Below are 18086 nucleotides of genomic sequence, written 5' to 3' on the forward strand. Positions count from 1 at the left end.
TTATTGTCTTAATAGGGTTAATGGAGATTAAATATTGAAAGATAAATGTGGTATTATTGGGATACATTCTAAAGAGACCTCTATGGATGTTTCTCACTTGATTTATTACGGTTTGTATGCTTTACAGCACAGAGGACAAGAATCTGCAGGAATTGCAACTCATAATGTTAATTATGGCTTAAATTTCCACTGTGGAATGGGTTTAGTAACTGATGTTTTTGATAATACATTACTTAACAGCTTAAGTGGAAATGTTGGTATTGGTCATGTAAGATATTCAACCACTGGCCAATCAAAAATTGAAAATTCACAGCCATTCTTTACTGAATTAGGTGATGGATTTATAGCTATGGGTCACAATGGAGATATTGTGAACTCTGGTTCCTTAAGAGATGAATTAACTAAAAAAGGATATGAATTCCAATCTGACACCGATTCTGAAGTCGTCTGTTATTTGATTAAGGAAGAATTTGAAAATGAAAAGGACATTCTAAAAGTCATTGACACTGTTTCTCAAAAATTAATTGGTTCCTATTCATTAGTTATTTTAATCAATGATGAACTATATGTTTTAAGAGATCCTATGGCAATGAAACCTTTGATTTTAGGTCAAACTGATGATCATTTTGTAGTTGCATCCGAATCAGTTGCATTTGATGTAATAAATGCAGAAATCATACGTGATATGGAACCTGGTGAATTATTATACTTTAAGGACAATAAGGTCAATTCATATATTTTGCCATCTGCAAAAGGTTCCAGAAGAGCACATTGTATGTTTGAGTATGTTTACTTTGCTCGTCCTGACAGTATTATTGATGAAAAAAGCGTTTATGATACAAGGCTTAAAATCGGAGAAGCATTGTATAAGGAAAACCCTATTGAAGCAGATTTAGTATTGCCTGTACCTGACTCATCCATTCCTGCAGCTATTGGATACGCAAGAGCTTCAGGAATTCCATTTGGTGAAGGTCTAATTAAAAACAGGTATGTTGGCAGAACATTCATTATGCCAACTCAAGAAGAACGTGAAATTGCAGTTAAGCTTAAATTAAATCCATTAAACCATGAATTAAAAGGAAAAAGAGTTGTTGTAATCGATGACAGTATTGTTAGAGGAACAACTTCTGAATCCTTGGTTAGAATCCTTAAGGCAGCAGGTGCTGAAGAGGTTCATATGTTGATTGGCTGTCCTCCAGTTATTGCTCCATGTTTCTATGGTGTTGCTTTAGCTACTAAAGATGAATTGATTGCAGCTAATTTGGAAATTGAAGAAATCAGAAAGCAATTAGGTGCTGAAACTTTAGGATATATTAGTATTGAGTCTCTCATTGAAGCTATTGGCATGGACGGAGGAGACCTCTGTTTAGGCTGTATTACTGAAGACTATCCAACTGAGATACCTGATGATTTAGAGGCAGAGTCTTACTTAAGTTATATTCAAACTATAACCGGTCCAACAGATGAAGAGTAATTATTTAGCCTTTATGGTTTTAAATGAAGAGTGATGATTTGGTCTTTATGGTTTTTAATGAAGAGTAATGATTGACCTTTTTAGGTTTAGATGAAGAAAAATTCTTCATCTTTTTTTGTTTTTTATTTTTAGCGTGAATTTTAATTTTAAATTGCATATTTTTTATTTATGAATTATTTTTAGAAATCTTTTTTATGAGTTGTTTTTATGGTAGAACTATTAGCTCCTGCAGGAAATTTCATTTCATTAGCCAGTGCATTGAAAAATGGCGCTGATGCAGTTTATATTGGCTTGGAAGATGTCAATATGAGAATAAATGCAAGTAATTTTTCACTTGAAGACATTAGGAAGGCAAGTGAAATCACAAAGGAATATGGAGCTAAATTATATGTCTGCACAAATACCATAATGAAGGATGAAGATGTTGAAAAGCTTCAACAGCAATTGCCTTATATTAAAGAGTATGGTGCAGATGGAATTATCCTATCTGACATTGCATTAATTGACTTGGCATGTGAAAATGGCCTTGAAGCTCATGTAAGCGTTCAGGAAAACACCACTAATTTTTATGCTTTAAAGACCTTGGAGAAATTAGGTGCCAAAAGGGCTATCCTGTCAAGGGAATTGTCATTGGATGAAATAATGGAAATCACTAAAAAGCTTAAGAAGAGCAATTCCTCTATTGAAACTGAAGTTTTCATTCATGGTGCAATGTGTATGGCAATCTCTGGAAGATGTTTCTTAAGCTATGGCCTTTATGGCAGAAGCGCTAATTGTGGAGATTGTTTGCAGCCATGCAGAAAGGAGTGGAGGTTAAGCTTTGAAGAGGATGAAAATGATGATGTCATTAATTTCTCTGAATGTGATGATGAATCCTTCATAATATCCAATTCATATGATGATTCATATAGGACAAATTTCTTCTCTCCAAAGGATATGGCTTTAATAGAGCATATTCCTGAGCTTATTGAAGCGGGAATTGATTCCTTTAAGATAGAGGGAAGGGCAAGATCTCCAGATTATGTTGCAACAGCAGTTAAGGTTTATAGGGAAGCAATTGACTTATATCTGAAGGATCCTGAAAACTATAAGTATAATCCTCAATGGATGGAAGAGCTTATGAAGGTATTCAATAGAGGATTCGATACTGGATTCTACTTTAATATTCCTCATGAAATAAGCGAAAACAACCAATCCAAATTCATTAAAAAGGATATAGCGAAAGTGGTTAATTACTATAATAAAATCAAGGTTGCAGAACTTAGGATTTGGGATGATTTGGCTGTTGGTGATGAGATCATGATTCAAGGGCCGACTACCGGTTCCATTACTCATGTTATTGAATCTATGCAAATTGATGGAAAAGCTATTGAAAAGGCAGAAAAAGGTTCTAATGTAGCAATAGCAATTGATGAAAAGTTAAGGGAAAGCGATTTTGTATATAAGTTGATTCCTCGGGAAGAGAAATAATCATTAATGAATTTGAGGATTTTTTAGAAATTGATTTAGTGAAAAAATGAATTCAATTAAAATTAAAGAAAATATTAAATATTTGCATGTTTTAATTTTTATTATTTAATTTCTATTAACTGGTGTAAAGATGAAAAGACAAAAGAAAATAGCTATTTATGGAAAAGGTGGTATTGGCAAAAGCACTACAGTGGCTAATATTGCAGCAGCTTATAGTGAAGATGATAAGAAGGTCATGGTAATTGGTTGTGACCCTAAATCTGACACTACAAGAACATTGTGCGGTAAAAGAATTCCTACAATAGTTAATACACTTAAAGATAATAAAAAGCCTGAACTTTCCGATTTGGTTTTTGAAGGATTCAATCAGATCAAATGTGTTGAAAGTGGAGGTCCTGAACCTGGAGTAGGCTGTGCAGGACGTGGAGTTATAGTTGCCATGAAACGTTTAGAGAATTTAAATGCCTTTGATGAAGAATTTGATGTAATTCTTTATGATGTTTTAGGGGATGTTGTTTGTGGAGGTTTTTCAGTTCCTCTTAGAGAAGATTATGCTGATGAAGTATTTATAGTATCTTCTGGAGAATATATGTCATTATATGCAGCAAACAATATTTCCAAAGGAATCAAAAAGCTAAAAGGAAACCTTGGAGGAATCATTTGCAATTGCAAAGGCATTGAAAATGAAGAGGAAATTGTAAGTTCCTTTGCAGAAAAGATCAACACTCAGGTTATTGGAGTTATAGGAAGAATCAATTTGATTCAAAGAAGTGAATTGGATGCAAAAACAGTAGTTGAATATGCTCCTGAGTCAAATGAAGCGGAAGCTTATAGAAAATTGGCAAGTGACATTTTCATCAATGATAATTTCTCAACTCCTGAACCAATGGAAGATGAGGATTTTGAAAATTTCTTTAAGTCATTCTTAGATTAAAGATTTATTATTTCATTTTTTATTAATTTTTAATATTCTTAAATTTCTTTTTTATGTTTTTTTTTTAATTATTTTGAAGATTAAATACTTTTATTCAAATCTGATTTTTTTAATATTTTTTTTTAAATTCATACTTTTTAATATATAATTAGACTGAACTGATATGCTCAAATCATTTAATTTTTTTTTAAATTCATACTTTTTAATATATAATTAAACTGAACTGATATGCTCAAATCATTTAATTTTTTGAAAAAATAGTAATTTTTATGTATAATTTAAAGAAAATTCCCAATTTTATTATTTACATTTAAATAGTAGTACTTATATAGTAATAATGTCTGAAAAGATATTATTAAATTAAAAATATAAAATTAATTTTTTAGGTGTTAAATATGGATATAACTGAAATTATAGGAGATGCAATTGCATATCCTTTACATAATGTAAAAGCATTAGTACTTTATATGCTTATTGGTATAATTGCCGGAATTTTAGGTGCGGGAAGCCTTATTGCGATGATTCCTCAAGCAAGTAACAATCATATTATTGCTGCAGGAGGATTAGGATTTATTGGAATATTAGTAATAATCATTGGTGCATTATTAATTTCCGGATATGGTTTAGATATTGTTAAATTTGGTATTGAAAGAAGAGACGATGCTCCAGGCATTGACCTTGTAAGACAAGTTTCAAATGCTATCAAAGTACTTATTGTTGGTCTTGTTTATTATATAGTTCCAGCAGTTATTGCATGGTTATTATTAACTCTCTTAGGTAAAGGTATTTTAACCTTAATCGTTGTTCTTGTATTATACATTGTCTTTGCATTTGCTGAATTTATGGCAGTATGTAGATTAGCAAAATATGATAGTTTAGGAGCAGCTCTCTCTATCGGTGATGCTATTTCTGATATATCAGAAGTAGGTATGTTAAAAGTTCTCATAACTATTATTGCAGTTTTCGTCATTTGTTTACTTGTTGCATTTATCTTTATGGTAGTTTATGCTTATCATAATATAATTGGCGGAATATTACTCGGTATATTAGGAGTTTATGCAACATTCTTCTATAACAGAGCAATTGGGTTATTATACTCTGATGTAAACTAAATAACCCTTTTTCTTTTTTTTTATTTTTTGCTTTTTTTATTATTAATTAATCTTTTTTTTAAAATAGTTTAAATTTTTATTTTTTTGTTTTTTTATTATTAATTAATCTTTTTTTTAAAATAGTTTAAATTATAATATTTCATGTTTAGATTATCATATGCACTTTTTACAGAATTTACAGCATCTCTTTTTCTTTTAAAATAAATTAAATGGGAATTGCAATTGCAATCAGAACATCCGAATTTTGGAACACCTTCTCCATTTTCAGCTATTATGGCTGCCAGATCACATTCTATCTTCTTATCTGAAATATTATAGAGAACATCCCTTATTTCACTGCTTTCATTTTTCAACAGATAATCTATATGCCAATGAAGTTTCTTCTCATCAGATAAATGTCTATTGATTCTTGCTACAATTGAATTCATTGCTGAACCTATGTAAACATAGTATCCTTTCTTAAATTTATGGTCTTGATATAGATGCCCTATATTAAGTTTCTCACTTTTTTTCATAGATATAATTAAACAGTAGCAACCTTTCATAATTTAACAACTTTTGTATTTATCTTTAATATAATTGGTGGTAATTATTATTTAATAGATTCATTGAGTTAGTGCATTTGTGATTATGTGTAAATCTTAATTATCAGAGCCTTTTAGATTTTTTAGTGCATCTTTATTGTTTTCAAAAATCATTCTGATTTTTTCACATTCTTCCAATTCTCCACAATCACCACATGTTTCATATTTTTTAGTTGAAGCGCATTTTCTTATAGGGCAAATTGAATCACAGAATGGAGTTTTCACTCCATCTATTCGACATCCTACACAGTTGATCATTTCAGGACTTATTTCAACAGCATTCAGTTCGCTCCAAAGCTTTGCAACTTTTTCACGTAGTTCATTGTCATCATTTACTCTTGCAATGCGGGCTTCACAAGTTTCACAATCTAATCCACAATATCCAATGTATTCATTCATGATACCATTCCCTTTTGGTTTTTCTATAATTTATTTTAAAATAATTTGGTTTGCTTAGTCTTTTCATTAGTTATAAGGCTTTCTTGTTTTCTTTCAATGATTATGTCGTCTTCCTTGACATCTCCAATTAAAAGAGAAGATTTTGGATTATGAAGTTTCAAATTCCTTTTGACTATTTTTTTATTTGAATTGGCATAACAGTATAGGCATCCATGATTGCATGTGTTGTATTCACCTATATCATTATTCAAAAGGCAATAGCACTCTCCATTTCTTGCCTTCTGTTTAGTGATCTTTAGATTTTTATTTATTACTCTTTCAATTACCTCTTTTGTCATGCATCCGCTTGAATCTATTCCAAATTTTTCCAATTCCCTTCCTTCAACGCATGTTTTGACTTTAATATTGTATTTTTTCCCAATTTTGGCAAATTCTTCTCCAAGCTTTAGTCTTTCTGATCGGTTCACTTCATTTGCTTCTGGAAAATTGCGTTTTGTCTTTTCATATAAGTCAATAAAGCTTATGATGGCTTCAGTTGTATAATCGGATAATGAGTTAAGAATATATTCAAATGATTCTATATGATGTTCTAAAGTGTATTTTTCATTGATGAAAATCGGGTCATACCTTAATGATACACTTGACTTTCCTAATTTCTTTGAAAGGATTTTGAAGCTTTCTAAAACTTCATTTGCTGGTGGAACATTAGGTTCTATCTCTTTTTCATAATTGTTGATTGTTATATGCCAATATTGATTGAACTTATCTATCTTTTCAAGATTTTCAAGCATTGGCTTTGGATTTTTAGTGCAGAACATTATGCAATCTATTAATTCTGGATTTAATTTATAGCTGTAGATTTGGTTTTTTGCATAGGGATTTCTTACATATACGAATCCTTCATCTATTCTATTATAGAACCATTCACTAAAGAATCCTGGAATGTCTGTTCTTAAGCCAGTATTTAGAATCATTAAAATCTCCTTTTTTCAATAATATTTTTTTATATTTGGTTTTTTCTGTTATTTATTTTAGGTTTTAATTTGATTTTTTTATTTTTTGATTATCTATTATTTTATTTATTTTAGGTTTTTTAAAAATATTTTTATAAAATAATTGCTATATTTCTTATTATGAATTTTAAAATTAGGGCAAAGGGACATAAGAACATATTGTCTCAACATAAATCCACCTTTGAAATAACCAAGGATAAGGATTTGACTTTATCTGGAGATTGCATAATCGGTTTAGGCATTGATAAATCAATGGAAAACTTTCCAGATGATTTTAAGGAAAAATTGGCAAATGATGATACTAAAGTCATAGTGGAGCTAAAGACTCCAAATGCATATGACAAGATAGAAGGTTTTGGACATCATGATTTAAGTCTTTCCCATCCTACAGACATTGTTTGCAGAAAAAGCACTTTTATATGTTCCAGAACTTTAATGATTAAATCTGATAAGGCAGCTATTGATTTAAACAGGGAATTAGTTGAAGACTTGGCTAATGGTGAATCTATGGAAGTCAATATTAAACTTCTATAATTTTAATGACTGTTTAATTGTTTTTTTATTTATTTTTGTAGTAAGGTTTAAATAATATAATAAACATACTATATAGTACTGTATTATTAATATAACTGCTTATTTTTATGCAGGGGTGGTCGAGCGGTCAAAGGCGCTAGGTTGAGGGCCTAGTGGGTTAGTCCCTTCGCGGGTTCGATTCCCGTCCCCTGCACTTTTTGTAATTTATTTCATTCTGCTTTTTTTAGATTTTATATTTAACAATGTTTTATTCTTTTTTTAATTGCTTTTTTCATCAAATTTATATATTTTTATTAATAAAATATTATTATAATAAATTAGTAATTCCCTTGAATTGCTATTTTAATTATATTAATAACTTAGTAATTCATTTAAATTGCTATTTTAATTATTTATTAAATTAGTAATTGCTTTGTATTGCTATTTTAATTATTTTAAATTAGTAATCCATTTGAATTGCTATTTGAACTATTAAAATTAATCAATTCAAAAATATATTTACTTGAGGTGAAATGATGAAAGCAGTAATTCCTGCAGCAGGTTTAGGTACAAGATTTTTACCTGCTACAAAGGCCCAACCAAAAGAAATGTTGCCTGTTTATGATAAGCCAACAATTCAATATGTGATAGAAGAATCTGTAAATTCTGCTGTTGACGATATATTGATTATTACAGGTAAAGGTAAAAGATCAATTGAAGACCATTTTGACAGGTCTTTTGAATTAGAGCATCATTTGAAAACTAAAGGAAAAGAAGACTTTTTAAAGGAAATTGAATATATTTCTGGATTAGCTGATATTCACTTTATAAGACAGAAGAAGCAAAAAGGACTTGGTGATGCAATTTACTGTGCAAAGAAACATGTAGGAAATGATCCTTTTGTTGTCATGTTAGGGGACACAATCACTAAAGACACTGTTCCATGCACTAAGCAACTGATTAACATTTATGAAAAATATGACAAGTCAGTTATTGCATTGCAGGAAGTTCCTGATGAAAAGGTTGAAAGATATGGTATTATTGGCGGTGAAGAGATAGAAAATGCCATTTATAAAATTGACAAGCTTGTTGAAAAGCCACCTCTTCGTGTAGCTCCAAGTAATTTAGCTATTATGGGAAGATATGTTCTCACTCCTGACATTTTCGATTGCATTGAAGATGTGGAGCCAGGTTATGGTGGAGAAATCCAATTGACTGATGCATTATCCAAATTGGATGAGATTTATGGACAAGTGTTTAAAGGAAAAACCTACGATATAGGTAATCGTATGGATTGGCTAAAAACTTCTTTAATGTTTGCTTTAGAGAATGACAAGGATAGGGAGGAAATTTTATCCTTCCTTCGTGATGAAGTGGGCAAATATTAATTAGAAATTTTCTAGTTTGTTTGCATAGATTAGTTAAAACATTATTGTTTTGCTTTATTTGCTAAATCTATGCAAATCTAAATTACAATTTTCATTAAATTTTAAATTCATTGCTTAATATTGCATGTGATTAAATGATTGATAAAAAGAGTCCTGAGGAAGAAATAGAAGAGCTAAAGATGCAGCTTTCCCAGTACCGTAAGGAAAATCGTGTTCTTAAGGAAAGATGTGAATCCTATGAGGATAGGATAGAGCATTTTGCAATTGAAAGGGAAAAGCTTTCCCGAGACATTATGCGGTTTGAATCTTTGGAATTGGAAGTTAGGCAATATGACATCGAAGAATTGGCTTTTGAAACTCAAAAACTAAAACATAGGATAGATATTCTTAGGCGATATCTTGATTCTGAAAGGACTGACAATGAAAAGCTTAATGAATATGTTAATAAGTTAACAAAAGACTTGAATGATGCCAATTATGAAATTGCCGGTTTGGAAAGAGATTTAAGGAAATCAAGAATTCGCCAAAATCAAAGAACATTCTCTTTAGAGAATCGTTTGGATATAGCATATACTAAAATGGCACAGTTGAAGTTCACTTTAAATGAATATGATGATTTGGGATTTTTTGCAAGATTACGTGGCAAAAAACCTAAAAGCTATGACGATATTGATAAATAAGTTTTATTTATGTGTTTTAGATATTGGTAGGTAAGTTTTATTTATTTTTGTATTTTAGACAGATAAATAAGTTTATTTATTTTTGTATTTTAGACATTGGTAGATAAGTTTTATTGATTTTTATATTATAATTGATTGGAAAGGTGTTTTAATGGAAACTCAAAGAATAATGGTTACTGGTGGAAGCGGATTTATAGGAACTAATCTTGTAAATGAGCTTAGAAGCAGAGGACATGAAGTTTTGGCTGTTGACTTATTGCATCATGAAAATGAGGCTGACTTATATTCTGATTCTTACAGCGATTATGTAAGAGGGGATATTCGTAATTATCGTCAAATGGAAAGAATTTTTGATGATAATGAGAAATTCGATTATGTCTATAACCTTGCTGCTGAATATGGTAGATGGAATGGTGAAGGATACTATGAAAACCTTTGGGAAACAAATGTAATCGGATTGAAAAATATGATCCGTCTTCAAGAAAAATTAGGATTTAGAATGATTTCCTTTTCATCTGCTGAAGTTTATGGTGATTATGAAGGAATCATGACTGAAGATGTAATGGAAAACATGCCTATTAAGGACACTTATCAAATGAACGACTATGCAATTTCCAAATGGGCAGGAGAATTGATGTGCATGAACTCTGCAACCATGTTTGGAACTGAAACTGTAAGAGTTCGTCCTGTAAACTGTTATGGTCCTCATGAAGCTTACTCTCCATACAAAGGATTTATCCCTATTTTTATTTATAAAGCACTTCACGGATTGCCTTATTCTGTTCATAAAGGTCATAAAAGAATTATTGATTATGTGGAAGATACTGCAAATACATTTGCTAATATTGTAGATAATTTCATTCCTGGTGAAGTTTACAATGTTGGAAGCAAACCTGAAGGGGAAATGACAATTGAAGAGTATTCTGATTTGGTTTTAGAAGCTGTAGGAATCGATGATTCATTAGTGACTTACACTCCTGCTGAACCATTCACTACAAAAGTCAAGACCATTGACTTCTCAAAGGCTATTCGCGATTTAAAGCATGACCCTAAGGTTTCTCCGAAAGAGGGAATTAAAAGAACTGTTGAATGGATGAAATGGTATTACAGAATTGAAGATTAATTATCTTCAATTTCCTTTTTTTTTAGCTGATTATAATATTTTTTATTTCTCAAGTGATAGAATGGCAAAGATTGTAGCAATCATACCTGCATACAATGAAGAGGAATCATTAGCTGATGTCATAGCTAAAACTTCACAATATGTTGATAAGGTTATCATTATCAATGACGGCAGTAGTGATAGGACTGCAGAAGTAGCTATTGAATCTGGTGCAGAACGGATAAATCATGAGACTAATTTAGGTAAGGGAGAAGCATTAAAATCAGGTTTTAAAGCGATTAATGATGATTCAATCATTGTAACAATTGATGGTGATGGTCAGCATAATCCTGATGAGATTCCTGATTTAATCAAGCCGGTCATTGAAGATGGTGCTGATTTGGTTAATGGAAGCAGGTATATGAATGGGCCGGAAGAAAACACTCCCGCTTATAGAAGAGTAGGTCAAAGGGTTTTGGATATTGCTACAAATATATCCGCAGGGATTAATGTTACAGATTCCCAAAGTGGATTCAGAGCTTTTTCCAGCAGAGCTAAAGATTGCTTCAGATTTAAGGATACAGGTTTTGGAATTGAAAGTGAAATGCTTGTAGATGCTGCTGAAGCAGGATTGAAAATAGTTGAAGTTCCTATCACTGTACGTTATGATGTTGATGGCTCTACTAAAGATCCTGTAACACATGGTGTAGGAGTTTTATTGAAGATAACTAAGGATAAAATAGTTAGAACTTTTAAAAAGTAGTTTTGAATTATTTTAGTTCTTATTCTTTTTTTTTATTGTTTTATTTTTTTATTTTAAATTATTTTTATTCTTTTTTTAATAGTTTTAAATAGATATTTTATTTTTTTAATTAGTTTTTTCATAATTTATTTTTTTATTAGTTTATTTTTTTAAAAATAGTTTTTTTAGTTAGTTTTTTCATAATGTAATTTTTAATTAGTTTATTTATTAAAAAAAGAGAGAATAATAGTTTAAAATTAAAAAAAGATTATTTAAGTAAAAAAATATAAAATGATAGTTTAAAATTAAAAAAATTATTCTAAATAAAAAAAAAGAAAAAAAGTTAAAAGAAATAGCCATTTACAAATAATTTGCAAAATCATCTATTAACTTATCAATATAGTCCAATCTAGCTATTTGTTCTAACTAATGTTGAGGAATATTGTCATATCCATAATAGATTCCAGCTAAACCCCCAGCAATTGCAGCAGTTGTATCAGTATCCTGACCTAAATTAACAGCTGCCAAAGCAGTTTCCTTATAGGAATCATTATTTAAAAGACACCAAAGTGCTGCTTGAAGTGAAGCAACTACATATCCTCGACCTTCAATGACTGATTTTGGAGTCTCTTTAATGTTTTCATCAAATATGCCATAAAAATAAGGCATTGTCTCTTTAAACTCATCATTGTTTTCATAGTATTCCTTAGCTAATTGAATTCCATTATTGACAGCTTCATCTAAGCTTAGATTTTTATCTTCAAAACTGTTTTTCAACAATTCAATAGCTATTAAAACATATGTTCCACAGGACATTCTACTTCTTCTTGGCCCGTGGGTCAATGATGAAAGGTTATGGATTGCCTTCATCTTATCATCATCTGAAAATGAGTATTTCCTGGACAAAAAGTAAATGAAGTATGCAATAGGTAAAATTCTCATTAAAGAGCCGTTACCATTATCAGTGGGGTTTGTTCCTCCACAGGATATTGGTTCAATTCCTGCTTTATAATTGCATATTCCGTCAGCAGTTGTTCCTCCATAGTCAAAAACTTCATCATATGGAGTGAATCTTGCCTTAAAGAACCAAGCAGCAAAGTTTTTCATGATTTCATTATAATCAATGATTTCTAAAATGTCTATTTCAGAACCTTCTTCTCGAAGGTCATCTTCATTGACTCTTAATGAATAAGTCAATCCATCTACAGTGGCTAAAGTCATGGAACTGTCATCTGACCAAGTTCCAGGTGGCTGATTGTATGTTCCATAGCCAATCATGTCTGTCATAGGTTCTCCCTCACATTTTTCTTTAGAACTGAACTCATATGGAACTCCTAATGCATCAGCTACAACAAGACCAAAAATACCGCTTTTTGCCAAATAATTAATCTTTTCATCCATAATAAAATCCCCCTTTATACTCTTATCTTATATTCATTCAACATTTGATTATTTTTTTTTAAAAACAATCATTCACTAATTATAAGCACACAATAATTTATAAAGGTTTTTAATTATAATTATAAAAGTTTCCAATTATAAATGTTAGTAATTCATAGCTATTTAGGGGTATAAATGAATTTAATCAAAAAAAGCAATAATTAAATAGATAAAGTTTAAGTATAAATAAATTATAAATACTTAATAGGAATATAATATTATATTAAATTACTATTTTAATTAGGTAAAAATATGACGTTAGAAATACTAAAAAAAGGAACTAGTGAAAATTTCTTGCTAAAGCAAATAATTAAAAAGAATTTCACATCCAAATACAAAGATTCATTCATTGGAGTTCTTTGGAGTTTCTTAAATCCATTGATAGAAATGGCTTTATTAACTGCAATTTTCTCAGCAGTATTTGCAAGGAGTATTGAAAATTTCCCAGTTTACTTCTTAACAGGAAGAATTGTTATTAATTTCTTCAATAGTGGAACAAAAATCGCTATGAGGTCAATTAAAGCAAATAGGAGTATTTTTAATAAGATTTTTATACCTAGATATATTTTTGCCCTTGGTGGAATATGTTCAGAATTCCTGAATTTCCTAATGTCTGTAATTGTATTGATTGCAATAATGATTTTGACACAAGCACCATTCTATGCTATGGCACTATTTTCAGTAATTCCTATCGCAGTATTGTTCTTATTGATTACTGGAATAGGCTTAATCTTGGCAATTGTTTGTACCAAATTCACAGACATAGAATATTTATATAAAATTTTCACATCATTATTAATCTATGCTTGTGCGATATTTTATCCTATAACAAGCGTTCCTCAACCTATAAGGGGATATATGGAATTAAATCCAGTTTATGGAATCATTGCACAATTCAGATCTTTTGTTATGGAAGGACAGTTCCCATCAGCTAGCTTAATGTTAACTACATTTGCAATTTCTCTTGTTATTTTCATAATAGGAGTATTGGTATTCCGCAAATATCAAGATAGAATTACTTTAGAATTATAATTTAAAAGGGGATTTAAAAAAGAAATCAACTGAAACAAAATAAAAAATTTACAATTAATCAATATTATTTAAAAATAAAATAAAAAATGGAGGGATCATATGGATAACGAAAAAACTGAAGTTAAAAAAATCAAAACTCAAATCATACCAGCTATTCATAACACTGTCTCTCTACAATTTTATTTAAGAACAGAAGATGGAAAGCCTATTGCTAATGAAGAAGTTGTCTATAACCTTTTAAGGGAAACAGGAGAGATAAGTAATTCATATAGGCAAATTACCAATGAAGAAGGTAAGGTTCACTTAACCCTTAACCTAAAGGGTGACACAATCATACAATTATTGTATGAGGGAAGTGACAAATACGAAAAAGCTAAAGTAAATACCTTTAGAGTAAGACCTTCAAAAGAAGAGAAAGAATTGAAAAACGGTCACCCTTACCAAGTTAGAAGAAGAGAAGAAGCTCAAAAGAAAAAAGAAGAAGCTAAAAAGGAAAAAGAAGCAGCAAAATTAAGGAAAATTGAGGAATTTGCTGAAGCTCAAAATCAATTGCAGACTGTTGGTGATGATAATGTTGCAATTGAATTGAGAAATGTTTCCCTAAGCTTTAAAATAGGTAAGGACAAGATTGATAACCTAAAGGAATATGTTATCAGAACCATTAATAGAACCAAGGAAAAGAAAACCATCTTTAAGGCAACAGATAATGTTTCATTTAAAATTTATAAAGGTGAAAAGGTAGGAATTATCGGTTTTAACGGTGCTGGAAAAAGTACATTGCTTAAGATCATTTCAGGTGTATACACTCCAGATGAAGGAGAAGTTATTGTAAATGGAAATATAGCACCTTTACTGTCCTTAGGAGCTGGATTCGATAAGAATTACTCTGGAAGAGAAAACATATTTTTAAATGGAGCGATTCTTGGATATAATGAAAAATTCCTAAATGAAAAATACGATGAAATCCTTGAATTCTCAGAGCTTGGAGAATTTATCAACTTGCCTGTTAAAAACTATTCTTCAGGTATGCTATCAAAACTTGGATTTTCAATAGCAACCATTGTAGATCCTGATATTCTCATTCTTGATGAAGTTCTTGGAGTAGGAGACATCACTTTCAGAGAAAAAAGTAGAGAAAAGCTTCAATCATTAATGGCATCAAACACTACTGTATTGCTTGTTTCCCACTCAATTAGAGAAATTAGAAACATTTGTGATAAAGCAATTTGGATTGAAAAAGGTAGAGTGAGAGCTGTTGGTGAAGTAGATGCCATTTGTGATGAGTATGAAGATGAAGCTCAAAATGTGAGCAAAGAAAAAACCAAAAAGCTCAAACCACAAAGATTCTAATTATTTAGCTATTTTACAATAGCTAAAACTATTTTTTAATTTTTAAATAATTAAGAACTATTTTAAAAAACTATTATATGATTTAAAACTCTATAAAAATGTTATTTTTTAAAATATCTTATTTTTAAATTAATTTTTTTATTCTTCTATCTTTCAATGCCATTTTTTATATTTCTATCATATTTTATTCTTCTATTTTTCAATGCCATTTTTTATATTTTCATCATCATTTTATTCTTCTATTTTTCAATACTATTTTTTATATATCCGTCATCATTCTAGCTATTGAAGTTAGTTTATAATTGAAAATTTTCATCTCAATCATCTATTCAAAATTAAATTATATTAATAATGACAAACAATATTATATTAATAAAATAATTTTAAAATTTAAGGAGAGATATAATGAAATTTGAAGACCTTATTGCAAAATGTCCAAAATGTGGATCTACTGATAAAACTGCTCATAGGAGATTTATTGATAATCATCATGCACATGCTGAATTAAAAGAGTTCAAATGTGATAATTGCGGATATGTTTTTGAAACTGGAAGGGATAAGGAAAAATCTGAAGATGAAACAATTAAAAAAGAACTTATCACGGAATTAAATAAGAAATTATAATTTATATTTGATTCAAAAAAGATAATTTTTTTATTTCTTAATTTTAAGTGCATAAATTTATTTTAGAGGGATTAAATGACTTTTCATGTAATGATTATATCTACTTTAGGATGTCCATCTAATTGTTCCTATTGTTGGGGTTCTGAAGAAAATGCAGAATTGATGGATATTGATGTAATCAATCAAATTGTTAAATGGTTAGCTAATTTTAGAGATGAGCCTGTACATTTCACATTCCATGGTGGAGAACCTTTGCTTGCAGGTTATGAATTCTATGAAAAGGCCCTCCCTTTGCTTAATGATGCTACAACCCATGAAACTGAAGGTTTTTCATTACAGAGCAACTTATGGCTGTTGGATGAAGAAATGGCTGACTTATTCTCAAACTATAATATAGCTATCAGTACAAGCATTGATGGTCCTAAGGAAATCAATGATTATCAAAGAGGAGAAGGCTATTTTGATAAAACCATGAAATCAGTTAAATTAGCTACTGATAAAGGCATCCAAATCAATTTTGTATGTACATTCACTTCATACTCTAAGGATTTTTCAGATGAAATCTATGATTTCTTTAAGGAAAATGGATTGAATTTAAAGATACATGCTGCTTTGCCATCATTACGTGGAGATAATGCAGACCCATGGGCACTTCATCAGGATGAACATGGAAAATTATTGATTGATTGGCTAGATAAATACCTTTATGATTTGGACAAGTTTGTAATTATGGACTTGGACCATATTGCAAAAAGCAGCCTTAGAAGAGTTGGAACATTATGCACTTTCAATGATTGTATGGGAACTACCCTTGCTGTAGGTCATGACGGTTCAATTTATCCTTGCTATCGTTTTGTTGGAATGGATGAATACATTATGGGCAATGTTTATGATGAGCCTTCAATGGAAGACCTTGAGAAGTCTGAGGCATGGGAAAAGTTGATGGAATTCAAGAATTTTGTTGATGAGGACTGTGCAGACTGTAAGTTCATTAAGTTCTGCAGAGGCGGATGCCCTTATAATGGTATTGTTGCCACCCAGTCTCCAAAAGCTGTTGATCCTCAATGTGAAGCTTACAAGATGATATTTGGAGAGGTTTCCAGAAGAGCGAATGAAGACTTTAAGAAAAATGCTATGGCTGCATTTGGTGGCGCTCCAAGAGTTAGAAATGAAGGAGACCCATTTTCCATTATGGATTTGATGACAAAATTATAACCAAGCTTTTGACCCAAGCTTTTGGCCCAAGCTTTTGGCCCAAGCTTTTGGCCCAAGCTTTTGGCCCAAGCTTTTGGCCCAAGCTTTTGGCCCAAGCTTTTGGCCCAAGCTGCCCAAGCTTTTGGCCCAAGCTTTTTGAGCCTGCGGCTCAAAAACCTTGACCAAAATATTTTTCATGGGTTTTTAGTGGAAGCCTTAGGAAAATTATTTTGATTAAACTTTTAAAGTTTGGAAAATTCTCATTTTTGCTATTTGCTATCTGAATATTTTACTTATTTACTGCAAATGTTTTTTTAATTTCTATTCCTTTTTTTCTTTAAATTCTTTTTTTATATATAAATATCATAGATAACTATTAATAATATGTAAATTAAATAAATAGTTATATTATATTTTATTTGCAATAACAGATTGCATTAATATAATAAATGATTTAATAATAGAAATTTATATTTATCGAGGCATCTTATGTATATTAAAATTAGGAGAGATACTTTAATAATTTTATTATTGGCTTTTATCTTAATTGTTTGTGGTAGATTAATAATCTATGTAGCATATGCGTCCTCTGCTGAAGATGTTCAAGGAGTACCTATTGCAGGTATTATCGTAAAAGGAAATGATATTGTACCTATTGACAGTATTAGATACAATGTTCAGAATTCTGGTTTAAGAGAAGGCAGTTATATCGATGGTGATATTCTTAAGACATCCATACGGGAGCTGCCTGTGACGGAGGCCGAGGCCAATGCAGAAAGTTTTGTACGGCAATCAACAATTCCAGGTACTACCATTGCTCCTATTGCTGGAGCTGATGTAAGTGTAAATAGGGATACCGGTATTGTTACAGTAACTGTTATTGAGGATTTCTCAACAATCAATATTATTGCAAATAGTACAACTGCTACTGACAATAATAATCCTCAGTCATCAACAAGTGTTTATAATTATAGTATTGCTGGATAGGAGGTTATAATTTGAGTAAGAAATTCAATAAAATCATTGGTTTAGTAT

Annotated in this window: 18 protein-coding genes and 1 tRNA gene; 15 read left to right on the top strand and 4 right to left on the bottom strand. The window is 30.4% G+C overall.

Features of this window, described 5'->3' with window-relative positions; genetic code table 11:
• Nucleotides 1-34: 34 nt before the first annotated feature.
• From purF to QZV12_RS05740, 4 genes are all read left to right on the top strand, one after another.
• A complete protein-coding gene (gene purF / locus QZV12_RS05725; protein ID WP_295618608.1) occupies nucleotides 35-1474 on the top strand; it encodes an amidophosphoribosyltransferase in 1440 nt (479 codons plus the stop codon).
• 207 nt (nucleotides 1475-1681) lie between these two features.
• Nucleotides 1682-2944 carry a peptidase U32 family protein gene (locus QZV12_RS05730; RefSeq protein WP_295618611.1) on the top strand — a complete coding sequence of 421 codons (1263 nt, stop codon included), beginning with the start codon at nucleotides 1682-1684 and terminating at the stop codon, nucleotides 2942-2944.
• A gap of 130 nt (nucleotides 2945-3074) precedes the next feature.
• On the top strand, nucleotides 3075-3878 hold the full coding sequence (cfbC, locus tag QZV12_RS05735; protein WP_295618613.1) for a Ni-sirohydrochlorin a,c-diamide reductive cyclase ATP-dependent reductase subunit: 804 nt from the start codon (nucleotides 3075-3077) through the stop codon (nucleotides 3876-3878).
• Nucleotides 3879-4345: 467 nt separating this feature from the next.
• Nucleotides 4346-4990, top strand: a complete 645-nt coding sequence (locus QZV12_RS05740) for a DUF4013 domain-containing protein (protein ID WP_295618618.1) — start codon at nucleotides 4346-4348, stop codon at nucleotides 4988-4990.
• Between the two features lie 98 nt (nucleotides 4991-5088).
• Here QZV12_RS05740 and QZV12_RS05745 read toward each other — a convergent pair whose 3' ends face one another.
• The 3 genes from QZV12_RS05745 to QZV12_RS05755 form a co-directional block, all read right to left on the bottom strand.
• On the bottom strand, nucleotides 5089-5535 hold the full coding sequence (locus tag QZV12_RS05745; RefSeq protein WP_366925541.1) for a GIY-YIG nuclease family protein: 447 nt from the start codon (nucleotides 5533-5535) through the stop codon (nucleotides 5089-5091).
• 96 nt (nucleotides 5536-5631) lie between these two features.
• Nucleotides 5632-5973, bottom strand: a complete 342-nt coding sequence (locus QZV12_RS05750) for a DUF3795 domain-containing protein (RefSeq protein WP_295618625.1) — start codon at nucleotides 5971-5973, stop codon at nucleotides 5632-5634.
• Nucleotides 5974-6008: 35 nt separating this feature from the next.
• Nucleotides 6009-6947, bottom strand: coding sequence for a DUF1848 domain-containing protein (locus tag QZV12_RS05755; RefSeq protein ID WP_295618628.1), 939 nt, complete (start codon nucleotides 6945-6947; stop codon nucleotides 6009-6011).
• A 159-nt stretch (nucleotides 6948-7106) separates the two neighbouring features.
• On the opposite strand from QZV12_RS05755, the gene QZV12_RS05760 reads away from it, so the two are divergent.
• The 6 genes from QZV12_RS05760 to QZV12_RS05785 all read left to right on the top strand — a co-directional run bounded on the left by QZV12_RS05760 (nucleotide 7107) and on the right by QZV12_RS05785 (nucleotide 11432).
• Complete coding sequence (locus QZV12_RS05760) at nucleotides 7107-7520, top strand: DUF371 domain-containing protein (RefSeq protein WP_295618631.1); 414 nt, start codon at nucleotides 7107-7109, stop codon at nucleotides 7518-7520.
• A gap of 109 nt (nucleotides 7521-7629) precedes the next feature.
• Nucleotides 7630-7713 (top strand) — tRNA-Leu (locus QZV12_RS05765).
• Between the two features lie 322 nt (nucleotides 7714-8035).
• On the top strand, nucleotides 8036-8887 hold the full coding sequence (gene galU, locus QZV12_RS05770) for a UTP--glucose-1-phosphate uridylyltransferase GalU (protein ID WP_295618634.1): 852 nt from the start codon (nucleotides 8036-8038) through the stop codon (nucleotides 8885-8887).
• Between the two features lie 134 nt (nucleotides 8888-9021).
• Nucleotides 9022-9567, top strand: a complete 546-nt coding sequence (locus QZV12_RS05775) for a hypothetical protein (RefSeq protein WP_295618637.1) — start codon at nucleotides 9022-9024, stop codon at nucleotides 9565-9567.
• A gap of 151 nt (nucleotides 9568-9718) precedes the next feature.
• Entirely contained in the window at nucleotides 9719-10690 is a 972-nt protein-coding gene (locus QZV12_RS05780) for an NAD(P)-dependent oxidoreductase (RefSeq protein WP_295618641.1), read from the top strand.
• 61 nt (nucleotides 10691-10751) lie between these two features.
• Complete coding sequence (locus QZV12_RS05785; protein WP_295618644.1) at nucleotides 10752-11432, top strand: glycosyltransferase family 2 protein; 681 nt, start codon at nucleotides 10752-10754, stop codon at nucleotides 11430-11432.
• Between the two features lie 405 nt (nucleotides 11433-11837).
• On the opposite strand, the gene QZV12_RS05790 is transcribed toward QZV12_RS05785, so the two are convergent.
• On the bottom strand, nucleotides 11838-12812 hold the full coding sequence (locus QZV12_RS05790) for an ADP-ribosylglycohydrolase family protein (protein ID WP_295618646.1): 975 nt from the start codon (nucleotides 12810-12812) through the stop codon (nucleotides 11838-11840).
• Between the two features lie 291 nt (nucleotides 12813-13103).
• On the opposite strand from QZV12_RS05790, the gene QZV12_RS05795 reads away from it, so the two are divergent.
• The 5 genes from QZV12_RS05795 to QZV12_RS05815 all read left to right on the top strand — a co-directional run bounded on the left by QZV12_RS05795 (nucleotide 13104) and on the right by QZV12_RS05815 (nucleotide 18038).
• Nucleotides 13104-13883: an ABC transporter permease gene (locus tag QZV12_RS05795; protein WP_295618649.1), complete on the top strand. Its 780-nt coding sequence runs from the start codon at nucleotides 13104-13106 to the stop codon at nucleotides 13881-13883.
• Between the two features lie 99 nt (nucleotides 13884-13982).
• On the top strand, nucleotides 13983-15233 hold the full coding sequence (locus QZV12_RS05800; protein ID WP_295618652.1) for an ABC transporter ATP-binding protein: 1251 nt from the start codon (nucleotides 13983-13985) through the stop codon (nucleotides 15231-15233).
• Between the two features lie 405 nt (nucleotides 15234-15638).
• Nucleotides 15639-15857 carry a TIGR04165 family Cys-rich peptide gene (locus QZV12_RS05805; RefSeq protein WP_295618655.1) on the top strand — a complete coding sequence of 73 codons (219 nt, stop codon included), beginning with the start codon at nucleotides 15639-15641 and terminating at the stop codon, nucleotides 15855-15857.
• Between the two features lie 75 nt (nucleotides 15858-15932).
• The gene (locus tag QZV12_RS05810) at nucleotides 15933-17072 is read left to right on the top strand and encodes a TIGR04083 family peptide-modifying radical SAM enzyme (RefSeq protein ID WP_295618658.1); all 1140 of its coding nucleotides are present in this window, start codon (nucleotides 15933-15935) and stop codon (nucleotides 17070-17072) included.
• 468 nt (nucleotides 17073-17540) lie between these two features.
• Entirely contained in the window at nucleotides 17541-18038 is a 498-nt protein-coding gene (locus tag QZV12_RS05815) for a hypothetical protein (RefSeq protein ID WP_295618661.1), read from the top strand.
• The last annotated feature ends 48 nt before the right edge of the window (nucleotides 18039-18086 follow it).

Origin of the sequence: uncultured Methanobrevibacter sp., assembly GCF_902769175.1 — an archaeon.
Taxonomy (GTDB): domain Archaea; phylum Methanobacteriota; class Methanobacteria; order Methanobacteriales; family Methanobacteriaceae; genus Methanobrevibacter.